The 13,575-nt window shown below is 59.4% G+C and carries 8 protein-coding genes; 1 reads left to right on the top strand and 7 read right to left on the bottom strand.

Annotated elements, in window-relative coordinates:
- Positions 1-312: 312 nt before the first annotated feature.
- The 3 genes from Q0D41_RS05085 to Q0D41_RS05075 are packed head-to-tail and all read right to left on the bottom strand — an operon-like array spanning position 313 to position 3,709.
- Positions 313-1,503 carry an ABC transporter permease gene (locus Q0D41_RS05085; protein WP_294376158.1) on the bottom strand — a complete coding sequence of 397 codons (1,191 nt, stop codon included), beginning with the start codon at positions 1,501-1,503 and terminating at the stop codon, positions 313-315.
- Entirely contained in the window at positions 1,490-2,731 is a 1,242-nt protein-coding gene (locus Q0D41_RS05080; RefSeq protein ID WP_294376156.1) for an ABC transporter permease, read from the bottom strand. The genes Q0D41_RS05085 and Q0D41_RS05080 overlap by 14 nt, the downstream gene beginning before the upstream one ends.
- A 9-nt stretch (positions 2,732-2,740) precedes the next feature.
- Positions 2,741-3,709, bottom strand: a complete 969-nt coding sequence (locus Q0D41_RS05075; RefSeq protein WP_294376151.1) for an ABC transporter ATP-binding protein — start codon at positions 3,707-3,709, stop codon at positions 2,741-2,743.
- 216 nt (positions 3,710-3,925) lie between these two features.
- On the opposite strand from Q0D41_RS05075, the gene Q0D41_RS05070 reads away from it, so the two are divergent.
- Positions 3,926-5,032, top strand: a complete 1,107-nt coding sequence (locus tag Q0D41_RS05070) for a LuxR C-terminal-related transcriptional regulator (RefSeq protein ID WP_294376148.1) — start codon at positions 3,926-3,928, stop codon at positions 5,030-5,032.
- 406 nt (positions 5,033-5,438) lie between these two features.
- Here Q0D41_RS05070 and Q0D41_RS05065 read toward each other — a convergent pair whose 3' ends face one another.
- From Q0D41_RS05065 to Q0D41_RS05050, 4 genes are all read right to left on the bottom strand, one after another.
- Positions 5,439-6,869 (bottom strand): MFS transporter, encoded by a 1,431-nt coding sequence (locus tag Q0D41_RS05065; RefSeq protein WP_294376146.1) that lies wholly within the window; start codon positions 6,867-6,869, stop codon positions 5,439-5,441.
- A gap of 85 nt (positions 6,870-6,954) precedes the next feature.
- Positions 6,955-9,138 (bottom strand): YhgE/Pip domain-containing protein, encoded by a 2,184-nt coding sequence (locus Q0D41_RS05060; protein WP_294376143.1) that lies wholly within the window; start codon positions 9,136-9,138, stop codon positions 6,955-6,957.
- Positions 9,135-12,152 (bottom strand): YhgE/Pip domain-containing protein, encoded by a 3,018-nt coding sequence (locus Q0D41_RS05055; protein ID WP_294376140.1) that lies wholly within the window; start codon positions 12,150-12,152, stop codon positions 9,135-9,137. Before Q0D41_RS05055 ends, Q0D41_RS05060 begins: the two co-directional genes overlap by 4 nt.
- Before the next feature lie 271 nt (positions 12,153-12,423).
- Complete coding sequence (locus Q0D41_RS05050) at positions 12,424-13,464, bottom strand: low specificity L-threonine aldolase (RefSeq protein WP_294376134.1); 1,041 nt, start codon at positions 13,462-13,464, stop codon at positions 12,424-12,426.
- Positions 13,465-13,575: the final 111 nt, after the last annotated feature.

Here is a 13,575-nt window from a genome sequence, read left to right as displayed (position 1 = left end):
GCGTACATTATGCAGAAGAATCGGGCGGAACCGCACGCCTCGCATGCCACATTCGAAGGCCTTTTTGAGCAAAACCAGAAACTCAACGGAATGGGCACGCGAGCCCAGGCATCTTCGGCACCTGGCCGGAAAGGGGCTTTTACCCAGGAGCCGCGCACAAGTCTGGAAACGCCCATCAGAGATTCCATGAGTCGAACCAGCGCCGCAATCGACGTTCGCCGCACGTCTCAATCGACGCTCGCAATACGCCCTAGTCGGCATTTCCCCATGCAACGCAACCAACGCTTCCCTGTGCCCGCAACCGAAATTTCCCTATGCGCCGCGCTCACGCAGGCGCACGCGTCCAATCGCGACGGCGATAATCGCGATTACGAGCGCCCATAAGAACGTGACGCCAACCTCCCCCGCCGCCTGAAGAGCCAACCCCGACGTGATTCGGGAAGCCTGCGAGACCTCGATCATCGCATTGGTCGCCCAATAAAATGGGGTGAACGCCGCGGCCACACGCACACCCTCGCCCACAATCGAGAGGGGAATCCATGCGCCGCTGAAAAAGCTGCACGCCAAACCAACGATGTTGCCGGCGCCATTTGCCACGCTTTCGCTCGCCCCAAGCTGCCACAGCAGGAACCCGAACGCGGCGCCGATAAGCGCCACGCCGAGCTGCCCGAACACCACAATCGCGACCGAGGCAGGCGCAGCTCCGCCGGCGAGAGGCCTGAACACCGCGAGACCCGCCGCAGCAATGACCGCCCAAATTACCAGCGAAGCGAGCACACACGCGAGTCCCACCTGCGCACCATAACTCTCGCTGCGCACGGGACCCACCACAAGACGACGGCGCATTTCGGTTTTGCGCAGCGACGCCAAACCAACTGCGATAAAAATCGCCGACGAGGTGAACAGCGCATATGCCGAGAAGGCAGCGAAGTTGATGTACTTCACCGAAAGGCCTTCTGAATCGACCGAAAAAAGCTCCACAGGCGTCTCGTCACCGCACGCGGCCGTTGCATTGTTCGCAACATCACGGGCGCTTGCCTGAGCATCAACCGAAGCGAAACCATAGAGCGACTGCGCGTATGCTTTCACGCGCTGGTCCATGAGCGCGCCACGCGCGCCCTGGTAGCTCACCACGGTTTCGAGCGTCGGCGCGTCGGCGCCGCTGTGCGCAGCTTCCACGAGGCCCTCTTGGAAACCCTCGGGAATAATGAGCACATAACTCGCAAGGTCTTTCGCCGCGGCATCCTGCAGGGCAAACGTGGAATCTTCCACATGCACTTCTACGGCATCTTTGAGGGCGAAATCTTTGAGGGCGGCCGACAGCTCGCTGCCATCCCGATCGACAACCGCAACCTTAGGCGTATCGTTGGAAAACTCGCTCGCCTGGGGTGTCTCAATGGCGCCCGAGCCAAGAATCGCCATGCATCCCAAAGCAAGCGTATATATAAGCAAATAGCTCCAGTGCCTTGCGATAATCGTGACGGCAAGCTTAAAGACGTTCATAATTCTGCCTCCTCATAAGCAAAGCCGCCACGATGAAGAACACCGCGGCCATCACAGCGAGCACGCACAGCGTCGCGAAAAAGGGCGCGAGCGAATCGTAATAGGTCAAATCGTAGAACGCGTTTGCCGCCTGCGCCGCAGGGTTGACGAGCACAGCCCAAGGCGCACTTTGCGACACGCGGTCGGCGAGCTGCATAGAAGGCTCGCCATACAGGCCGGCGAAAAGCGCACAGAAACAGGTGATTCCCGTCGCGATGCCCGTTTTCCCGGGGATCGAGATTTTCGGAATGGCCCCAATTGCCGCGCCCAACGCCGTCGACATGAGCGCGCATGCGGCAAGCGCAAGCATCGCCAGCCCGTCGCGTCCACCGAATTCCACACCCAGCACGAAGCGCATATAGGCAAATGCCAGAAGCAGACAGAAGAATACCGTGACGAAACTCGCAGCCATGGCAACCGCCAATTGCCTCGCGGGAGAGACGCCCGAAACCTGTCGGCGCGCGCCAACCGCCGATGTGTTCGCACGCGCGGCTGACACCGCGTTAATCGAAACGGTGATGGACATGAGCGCCGCAAATCCCATAAGCGCGTAGTAATAGCGCACCGTGCTGCTCGCCTGCACGCGAAGCACGTCGACCTGCTGGGTTCTCACGGCGTCGGACATGAATGCCGAAGCTGCTTCGCTCATGCCGGCCGAACGGGCAAACTCCGCAAGCTCGCCTTCGCTCGGGGGCGCCTGCATGCCTTGCGCGGAAGGCTGGGATAAAAACGTCTGCTTCATTTCGGCATAGATTTGACGATATTGGTCGAGCACGGCGCGCACGACGCTCTGGCCGATCGAACCCGTCGTAAGGCTCGCGGCAAGCGGAGACACCTGCATGCTTGGCAAGCTTTCTTCATCCACGGTAATGCATGCCGCCGCGTCACCCGAAAGCACCGCTTCGCGCCCTTCTTCAAGCGTCGCAACCTTCGCGACATCGAGCAGCTGGCCCGCGCCCGGCGCCGACACTTCGTCGAGCATTTCACGGAAGAACACGGCCCGTTCGGAGTTGAAGTTGTCATCAGCAACCACCACGCAGCTCGCAGGGTCGACGCGATAGCTTTCGTCGATATTCGAAAGCATCACATGAAAGAGCGTGGCAAGCGCCAACGGAAACAGAATGACCCATATGAGCACGTCGCGCTGCCTTACAAGCATGCGCACGGTGTGTGCGAATAAAGCGCCCATGACAGCCTCCTAATCGCGCAGCTCGCGGCCGGTGATTTCAAGGAACACGTCATTGAGCGTGGGAGGCTCGGAATACACGCGCCCAACCGCCACGCGCGACGACTTGAGCGCCCCCAGCACATCGAGCAAGTTCCGCTCGCTCGCTTCGCACGCCGCGTGCAGCTCGCCATTGGCGAATTCGCACGAGAGCACATGCGGAAGCGCCCCGACAGCCTGAGCCGCCGCACAACCGCAAGCCTCGACGACGCCAGGAAGCTCGATGACGATTTTCTCCCCCACCGCAATGCCGCGCTTGAGTTCATCGGCGGTGCCGAGCGCCAGAATTTTACCGCCATCCATGATCATGATTCGGCTGCAGATTTGCTCGACCTCTTCCATGTAATGGCTCGTGTACACCACCGTCGCACCCTCGTCGCGCAAGCGCACGATGCCGTCGAGGATTGCATTTCGGCTTTGCGGGTCAACCGCCACCGTAGGTTCGTCGAAAAAAATGAGCTCGGGCTTGTGCGCAATGCCGCACGCAATGTTCAGCCGGCGAAGCAGGCCGCCCGACAGTTTCTTGGGGCGCATTTTGCGGTAGTCCTCAAGCCCCACGAATTCGATGGCTTCTTCCACCAGCTGGCGTCGGCGGGTTTTGTCGCTCACATACAAGGCACAGAAGCAGTCGATGTTCTCGAAAACGGTGAGCTCGTCAAATACTGCCACCTGCTGAGGAACCACGCCAATGCGCCGCTTAAGGTCATAACGCGTCGGCTTCATTGCCTCGCCGAACAGCTCGATGTCGCCCTTGTCGTAGACGAGAAGCTGCAGCATGCAATTGATGGCCGTCGTTTTGCCACAGCCGTTCGGGCCCAAAAGGCCGAAAATCTCGCCTTTGCCGATTTCGAGATTGAAGTGATCCAGCGCGAGAATGTCGCCATAACGCTTTACGAGGTTGCGTACAGAAACCACCGAATTCGCGCTCCCGTTTTCTTTCATTGCATGGCCTTCCTCTTTCGCGGCGCATCGCCCACATGCGGCGAGAGGCGAGCCGCCCTTCTTTGTCCCTATCATGAAAGAAAGGCGGCGCACAAACCAGTGACATTTGTCATGAAGTGCCATTTTCCCAGGTAAATTGTGTGACAAGAACATTTCAGGAACGCGAGGGGGCTTTCCGCAAAACACAGGGACAGAAGGGTTTGCTACCATGCAGCCATGGAAAGAATCCTCGACAAAACAATCGTCCTGGCGGGCTGTCTGCTTACGGCAGCCTGCTTTTTGGTCGAGACCGGCAGCGGAGCCGAGCTCGCGGCGTCCGATGCGCGATTGCTCGCGCTCGCCATCGCCATGCTTATCGCCGTTTTATGCTCCGCGCTCACCGAAGCCGCCTCGATGCCCGCGGGCGTGCTGGCCCTTTCGGCATACTGCGCTGCGGCGTGCTTCGTTCCCGCTGCACTCGCCTTCGTGCCACTCGCCCTCTACGACTGCGCGCGCTGCATCCATCGCGCAGACGTTTTGCGATTCTCGGGCGCGCTTGCCCTTATCGCAATCGTCGCGTGCCTTATGCGTGCGACGGTGCCGCCGCTTTCGACGGCATCGCTTCTTTGCTCCGCGGCTGCGGCCTGCGTTCTCTCGGTTCGCACGAGCACAACGCTCGCCCGCCAGCGCATCGCCTGGAGCACGCGGGACGCACTGGCCTCCCAGGCACTTTCACTTCGCAAGAGGAATCGCAACCTTCGAGACTCGCTCGATAAGATGTCGGCGATAGCGGCAAGAAACGATGAAAACGGAGCGACTGGCGGCGAAGCTGCAGAGCAAAAATCAACTGGCGAAACCGCCGCACGCGAATGCGCCCGCGGGATTGTGGCGAGCAAGTCGGGCGGGGTCCCATCAGGCGAGCCATGTGCCGGCGTGACGCGCGGGTCAGACGGTGACGCGAGGCGCAAGCTGGACGGCGGCAGCGAAACAACGGGCGGCGCGAGAGTCGGCTGTGGGGTGACGGACGGCACAGGGGTCGGCGGTGCTTTGAGCAACGGCCGTGTGAAGCGCGAGTCAGACGGCAGCACTTCAGGCGGTTTCGTCCACAGCAACGCATCGCACGAGCAGCTGCGCCCCACCCCGTTCGCCTGCCTGACCGAGCGCGAATACGAAGTCGCGCGCCTTGTGGCCGAGGGACTCGACAATCGAGAAATCGCTGCGACCGCCTATTTGAGCGAAGGCACTGTACGCAACAACATAAGCAGCATTCTCTCGAAAATGAGCTTGAAGAATCGCACGCAAATCGCCGTTACGTACTACAAGAGCAAAGGCTCGACCCGATAAAACCGCAACCGTTTCGGCGGGCACGCAGTCCACTTCAATTTTGTTCAAAACGAGCTTCGAATGTGGTCGAAATTACGGACGGCTTTTTCATGTTGAAATAGCACAACGTCTTGACCAGGCATTTCTTGCGAGAAAGAACTTCCTTTGGTCGTTTTCCGCACACATTAGGCCTAACAATGCCACATTCGCGGCCCGTTTTGGACAAACGAAGACGCCGGCATGCGAAACGCAGGCACCGAAGCGAACGCATGCAAAGTGCAAGCACGCAGCGCGCAAGCACACGAAACGAAAACGCACAGAACGCAGGCACGCAAAGCGCAGGCAAGCAAAGCGCTGGCATGCGAAACGCAAATAGACAGAGCGCAAGCATGCAAGGCAGCCCGAAGACGATAATCGCAATCATCCCTTAGCGTCGCCCGCTCGCTTTCCTCCGTTTCGGCAGGAATACCGCGCCGAAAACAAACCCCACAATAGTCAACGCTGCAAGAATGCTGAACGCCACGCCGAAGCCGTGCGCATCGATGCCCAAATCGCCGCTCGAAGCGAGCGCCATGATCCCGATGAGCACCGAAGAAAGCAGCGCGCTTGAAATCTGGCGAATCGACGTGATGATCGCCGTGCCCTGCGCGACGTCATCACCCGATAACTGCTTGCTCGCGTAGGCCGTCATGGGCATTTGCAGGCATGCGACGCCGCAGATGCGCACGCCATAGAGCACCGTAACCACCCAAAGCGGCGTTTCCGCATCGCATGCGACAAACGCCAGCGTCCCGGCCAGCAGCAAAGCGCAACCCGCAATAAGCAGCGGCCACGGCCCGCGCGAATCGAGCAGGCGACCCGTTATGGGGTTCAAAAAGCCCAACAACACCGCACCGGGCAGAATAACCAGGCCCGAAACGGCCGCCGAAGCGCCTTGCACATCTTGCACGAACAGCGGAACCATGATGGAAGCCGCCATAAACGACAGATTGCCGAGCAGCACGAGCACAAGCCCAACCGTGAATTGACGATTCGCAAAGCACGAAAGCTTGAGAAGCGGATTCGGAATCTTCAGTTGTCGACGAGCGAACGCGAACAGGAGCACAGCGCCCAACGCGATGCTCGCCGCAGCCACCACGCCCTGCCCCGATTGTTCGATGCACGCCGTCGCAACAAGCAGGCATATCGCTCCGAACGAGAACAGCACCGCGGAAGGCGTATCGAAGTGCTGATGCGTTGCGGGCCTGCGCATCACATTCGGCAAAAACGGAATCGCAAGCAGCGTCACCGCGACAGAGACCACACCAAGCGCGACGAACACCGCTCGCCACCCCCACGCATCGACGATGAAGCCCGAGATTGCCGGGCCGATTGCGGGCGCGAACCCGATAATGAGCCCCACAATGCCCATAGCCTTGCCGTATTGGCTTTTGGGATATACCGAAAGCGCCACCACTTGAATAAGCGGAAGCAAAATGCCCGCACCAATCGCCTGCACCAGGCGAGATGCGAGCAGCACCGGATAATTCGTCGCGAAAAGCGAAGCGCAGCATCCCACGATAAAACCGACCATGGCGATAAAGAACAGGCGTCGCGCATCGAATTTGCTCACGAGATAGGCGCTCATGGCGGAAAACAACCCGAGCGTGAAAATGTAGGCCGTGGTAATGAGCTGGGCCAAACCCGCTCCAACCAAAAACTCCTGCATGATGGTAGGCAGTGCCGCAATCATCATCGACTGGGAAATGCACGCCGTCGTAGTACCCGCCATCATAATGCCGAGCACCATATGACGTTGTCGAGGCGGCAGACCGCCGCCTTCCGCCCGATTCGTTTGGATGTTCTCGCTCTTATTCATGCGCGCAATACTACCGCGTTGCGCGCCACGCACAACGCGAGCCACACAAAAGACAGCGAGAGGGGCCGGAGCCCCTCCCGATTCGCTATACGACTTTCGACTTCTCCACTTGCTCCACGAACCAGTTAACAAACTTCATGGTGGGATTGCGCAGCACCAAACCGAGCAGCGCGAACGGCACCATGTAGAGTAGCACGCACCCGATTTCTATCCAGAAATCGCCCTGATACACGCCGAACATCGCCGCGCGCATGGCATTGATCACATGCGTAGCCGGCAACCATACGCTCACATCTTGGAAGAATTGCGGCAAAATGGCCAGCGGATACGCGCCGCCGCCGCCCGCAACCTGCACGATAAGAAGAATGACCGCGATGGCCTTGCCCAAATTCGCGAACGACACCACGAGCGTGTAAATGATGAACGCGAAAACTTGGCCGCCAATCCAATATACAAGCAAGTACAACAGCGGGTTTTCGACCTGCACACCCAAGAAGAACATATTGCCAAGCGCAAGCACGGTGCTCTGAGCAAGCGAGAGAAGCGACACGATGCCAAAACGCCCCAAGAATTGCTGCGGAAGCGAAATGCCCCCGAGTTCTTCTTCGATACGGCGCGAGGGAGTGGGTCGGATGGTGACCATGATGAGCAGCGCGCCAATCCACAACGCAAGCGTGGTATAGAGCGGAGACATGGCCGAGCCGAAATTCTCGACGGGGAACAACGCGTGGCGGTCGAGCTCGACGGGCGCCGATATCGCCGTAGCGAGCTCACTTGCATCGCTGCCGAGCACTTCGCGAAGCAGCTCGGTATCGCCGTTTGCAAGCGCGTCCTTCATATTCGTCGACAAATCATCGAGCTTCTTGGCCGATTCGTCGAGCTCGTCGGCGGAGCTGTCGAGTTTCGACTTCGCATCGCCGAGCTTTTCGGAAACCGCGCCAGCCGAACCCGTAAGCGCGCCCGCCGCATCGTCAAGCTTCGAAGCGCTCGACGAAAGCAGCGACGTCGCGTCGGTCACCGCGCCCACGAGGTTGTCGAGATGCGGTTTCACATCGTTGTTGTACTGATTCTTCGCGTCTTGCACCTGCTGTTTGGCCTCGGCGATTTGCGCGTCGATGTCGTTGCGCGCAACCTCGGCACCAGAAATGCCGTATTCCAAATCGCCCGCCGTGGTGCCGAGCTGACGAGAGAGGCGTTCCATGGTCGTGCTCACAGCGCGCAGGGTGCTCGCCATTTGCGTAAGCTCAACAGAGCTGCCATCGGGCATGTCTTTGGCGAGTGCGTCGAGGGAATCGGCCAGCTGGGCGTAGTTCGCCGCCTGATCGGCCAAGCCGTCGGCGTTCGTGATGAGTGACTGCGAGACCGTTTCGCGGCCATCGTGCGCCGTCGCGAACGCGTCGTCTACCGCAGCCGACACGCCGTCGAAGCTCGCCACGCTCGCATCAATCGCGCTGGCGAGCGAATCGGTCGAGGCGTCCATGGCATCGACGATCGTCGTGGCCGACGCCTTCGCATCGCCTACCTGGCCGGCGACTTCTTCCGCCGACCCCTTCGCCGAAGACAGAAGGCCCGCAGAGCTCGTAATGAGGTCCTGCGAAGACGTGAGCACCGTGGAATACGTGCGCAGCACCGAAGACGCCTTCGTCATTTGGGACGAAAGCGACCCCACGTGGTTGGCCAAATCGCCAATATGGCCATCGACGTCGGCGTTGTCGGCGTAGGTCACAAGCCCCTGTGCCAAGCTCAGCGCCGTGTCGGAAAGCGTTTGGGTGAACACCTGGTTCACCTGCACCGAAATGGCATCAGCGCCTTGGTCGGTCACCTTTGGCGAAATGGCGTTTTTCTTCTCGTTGGAGTAGTAGATGATTTTCGCGTGCTGCGCATCATCGGAATAAAACGTCATCATGTCGCGGCTGAAACTTTCGGGAATCACCACCGCCGCATAGTATTTGCCCGATTTGGCGCCGTCGATGGCATCTTCCTTATCGGTGAAGACCCACTTGATTTGGTCGTTCGCCCGAAGCGCTGAAATCACTTGCTCGCCAACGTTGATTTTCACGGGGATGAGGTCGCTTTCATAGCCCTCGTCAACGCTCGCCACGGCGATTTTCAGGTTGCCCGTATTGCCAAAAACATCCCACGCGGCAATCATGTTGTACCACGAGAAAATCGATGGCAGAGCGATGAGGCCCAGCACGATGATGCCCGTAACCACGTTCGAGCGCAGGCGCTTCAAATCGCCCACAAACAGCTGCCAAATCTTCTTCATCGTGCATCGCCCCCTTTCACGCCGCGCGAGCCTTCGGGCGCATCGTCACCCATGTCGAAATCGTCAGCCGGCTCATTGAAGCCGTCGACGGGTTTGTCGTATTCGCTTTCCACGGCACCGAAGGCGCCCGCAAACGCATTCGGAAAATCGGCGATTCGCGCCTGCCCGTCTTCCGCACCGCGATTGCCCTCAGCGGGCGCGAACGCGGGCTCGGCGGATTCTTCTCTTGCGCATTCAGGCGCGCTCTCGGCCAAAGAGGAATCGTCGCCCGCGAGCGAACGAGCCGACGAAGGCGCATCCATCGACGCGTCCGAAGAGCCGCTTTCGCCATTCGTGTTAAGAAGAGGTTCCGGCACCAGCTCTGCAACGGGCACGACAGGTACGCGCACATGCGCGCTTTCGGGACCCACGGCAACCGACGAAGCATAGCCGACGGCAGGCTCGCCGCCCTGAATGCAAGGATCATGCTCGAGGCTGTTGCGCGCAGCGAACAGCGTGCGCAGCTCTTCGTCGCTCATCGCGTTCAGCGCGATTTGGCGCTCAAGGCTGTCTTTCATATGCTCAACGATGATAAGGAACGCGACGACGGCAATGAGCCACAGCAGCCACACTGTGAGCACCACGACCTTCTTGCCCGGGCTCCACAAAGCCATCGAGGCCGTGAACAAAACGGGGACGACCACGCCCAGCGCATATGCGCCATGCTTCAATTTCGGGTAAAGCTTCATGAATCGCGTGGAATGCTCTAGCAGGTAGGCGCGGAATTCTTCGTGGTTGCTCATGGCGCGCACAATTTGAGCCGCCCTGTAACGGCGTTCGGGCAATTGCACTTCCTCGCAGTTCACGATGTCGCTTTCTGCGAGCTGCTTGGCGAACATGCGATTGAGGTTCGTGAGGAAGGGGCGCGCAAATGTGCCGATGAGCAGGAAAACTGCGAAGAACAGCGCAAGCACGCCCATGAAGCCAAGCCACATGTTTCCGTAGAAGCCGCAAATGCATTCGCGCATGGCGTTGATGCCATACGTGAACGGGAAGATCGGATACACCGCCTGGAAGAAGCTCGTGGTGAGTTCGACCGGATACAAGCCCGTAGCGCCCGGGATTTGCACAAACACCAAAATGACGCACAGGCCCTTGCCCACATGCTGCAGCGTGGTCGAAAGCGTGTATTGAATCGCCAGGTAGGTAAGCGAGCACGCGACCGCTGTTATATAGAGCGCGGCGACGTTTTCGGCCTGCACGCCAAGGAGCAGGCAGCCCGTCACGCACACGATGGCCTGCAGCGAAACCATGACGGCGAACAGAATGCCGCGACCCAAGAAACGCTGCGCGATGGTGAGATTGCGAATCTCCTCATCGTCGACCTCGATATGCATAATGACCATGAGCATGAACACACCGATCCACAGCGTGAGGTTGATAAACAGCGGGGACATGGCCGAGCCATATGCGTTAAGCGGATAGAGCTGCTCGGTTTCGAGCTGCGTGGGCGACTGCATGAAGTCGGCGATTTTGTTTACGTCAAGCGTGCCGTCTTCGCCGAACAGCTCCGCAAGGGCGCCCGACGTGCCGAGCGCCACCACGTCGGTTCGCACGGTGTCGATATCGCCTTGCACATCGGCAAGCAGCGCGTCGGTTTGGCCAAGCGCATCAACCGTTGTGTTAAGCGTTGAGATGAGCTGGTCGAGCACGAGCGACGTTTGGTCAATGAGCGACGTCTGACGGGCGACCGTGCCCGAAAGCGAACCCGCGGTGCTCGCAAGGCCCGAGAGACCCTGGCTTACAGCGGGAATAGTATTTTTCGACAGGTCGTCATTGTATGCGCGACCGTTGTCGACCGATTTCTGCACCGCATCATTCACCGTGCTCGACGCATTGGCAATGGACCCAGCCGTGCTCGAGGCGCTTGCGGAAAGCGCGTTCAGCGATTTGAGATTGGCTTCGGCGTTGGCATTGCCCTGCGACAGCGTGACGATGGCCGCGTTAACGGCATCGCGCTGGTCTTGAGTAAGATGGGCGTCGTCGGCCACAGTTTGCAAATAGGAAATGATTTCCTTGTTGCCGTCGACGACATTCTGGGCAACGCTCGTCGCATATTCCACGTCGCCCTGCGCCGACTGGATGCCCGTTGCGGCATCGCCCACCACGGCATTCGCCTGCGTAGAAGCGACCGAAACAAGGGAAAGGCCGCCGCTGATCGCGGTCGACATGCTGCCCGAGAAGCTCACGAGCTCGGTATTCAACGTGCCCGCAAGAGCCGAAGCTTGCGAGAGCGCCAGCGCCATATCGCCAATTTCGCGGCGGGCGTCGGAAAGCGAGGCCTTCGCGCTATTCGCCTGGGCAATGGCGTCGCTCGACGCGGTCGAAAGGCCGCTTACGCTCTCACGCGCATCGGATAGATTTGCGTCCACTTTGTCGATTTGAGCCGAGACCTTCGCCTTCGATGCGTCGAACGACTCCTGTGATTCGGCGATTTTATCGTTGAGCGTTCCGGCGACAACCGACGAAACAGTGGAAACAAACGTGTCGTTGATCGTGTTGTCGAGGGTCGAAGCGCCCGTGTCGGTGATTTTCGGCGCCACGGGATTGAGCTTTTCGTTCACGTAGTATTCCAGATGAGGCCGCTGGAACTCGCCCGTAAGCAGCGTGGTCATGTCTTCGCTGAAATCGCTGGGAATAACGAACGCCGCATACGCCTCGCCCGACGATATTTTCGCCATGGCGTCATCGTAATCGGTAAACTCCCAGCCCAGCTGCGTATTTTCGTGCAGCTGGTCCACGATTTGGTCGCCCAGCTGCAAGTCGCCGAGCAAATCGTTGTGCGCGCCCGCATCTTCGTTGACGACGCACACCTTCAGCGCGCCGGTGTTGTTGTACGGATTCCAGAAACCCACCACGTTGAACCACGTATACAACGACGGCAAGGTAATGAGCACGAGGATGACAACCCAGCTTGCCGGGGCTTTCGCGATTCGTTTCAAATCGCGCATAAGCACGCGGAATACGTTGTGCACGCGCATCTCCTTTAAGTCATTCAGTCGGTCTATGGCGATCGCGCGGCGCCTTTGCCGGCGGCGCTCGCCCACGTTCCGCGACAAGTCGCAGAACCCCAATTTTCAGTCTGTCGATTTTATCGAAGCACCATGTTAGGACCTCGCTCGACAGGCGTTGTTACACGTTTGTTGCTTAACTGAACTATTTTACGATGCACGGAAAAACAAAGCGAGGGAATCGTTCAAGATTCCCTCGATGATTCATGGAGATAGAAATGCTACGCGGCCGGCGCTATTCCGGCAGGCCTTCGATTGCGGCAACCACGGCATCGACTTCAGCGTCGGTCGTGCTCCAGCTCGTGCAGAAGCGAACCATGTTGCGATTGTCGGCCGCCTTGCCTTCGAATTCGACAATGCACGCCTCGCAAAGCGATGCGAGCTGAGCGTCGGAGACAAGGGCGAACTGCTGATTCGTGGGACTGTCAGGCTCGGCCAGCAAACCGCGCTTGGCAAGCGCCGCCTTAATGCGCATAGCTTGGGCCACCGCGACTTTGCCGATTTCAAAATAACGGCCGCCCTCGAAAAGCTTCGTGAACTGCAGGCCCAAAAGCCAGCCCTTAGCGAGCATCGTGCCCGCCTGCTTCATGGAATTGCGGAAATACGGCTGGAGCGCCGGGTTCACCACAACCATGGCCTCCCCAAACAGCGCGCCGCATTTCGTGCCACCAATATAGAAGGCGTCGGAAAGACGCGCGATATCAGGCAGCGTCACGTCGTTGCCCGACGCGGCGAGGCCATAGGCCAAACGCGCGCCGTCGACGAACAGGTACATGCCGAATTCGTCGCACACCGCCCGCAGCGCTTCGAGTTCTGCGAGCGAATAGACCGTGCCCGATTCAGAGGGGAACGAGATGTATGCCATGCGCGGTACCGTGACGTGCTCGGGCACGGGGCTTTCCGCATAGCCCTGGGCAACGGCGCGCAAATCGGCAGCGGCAAGCTTGCCGTCGCGCGCGGGAACCGTTTCGCATTTGTGGCCGATATGCTCGGTTGCGCCCGTCTCGTGAACATTGATATGCCCGCAATCGGCGCACACGACGCTCTCCCACGGGCGAAGCGCATGCGCGATGATCGCGACGTTGGCCTGCGTTCCGCCTACGATGTAGTGCACCGCGGCATCGGGGCACGCAGCCGCCTCCTTGATGAGCGCGCCAGCCCGCTCGCACCATTCGTCGAGCTCGTAGCCCGCATACGCTTCCGAATTCGTCGCCTGCAACGCCTCGAGAATTTCGGGGATCGCGCCATGGCAGTAGTCGTTATTCAGTCGAATCATGAGTGCTCGTCCTTTCTTCAAACGCCGCCATCATATAAGAAAGCGGCGCTGACGGGAAACCCCGCACGCCCTCTCGCGTCCACGGCGCCCTTATCAATCCCCGATTGGTCC

Source organism: uncultured Slackia sp. (genome assembly GCF_934630525.1).
In the GTDB taxonomy this organism is placed as follows: Bacteria; Actinomycetota; Coriobacteriia; order Coriobacteriales; family Eggerthellaceae; genus Slackia.
Note: the sequence above shows the minus strand (reverse complement) of the source record. Positions and strands in the feature narration are given on the sequence as shown.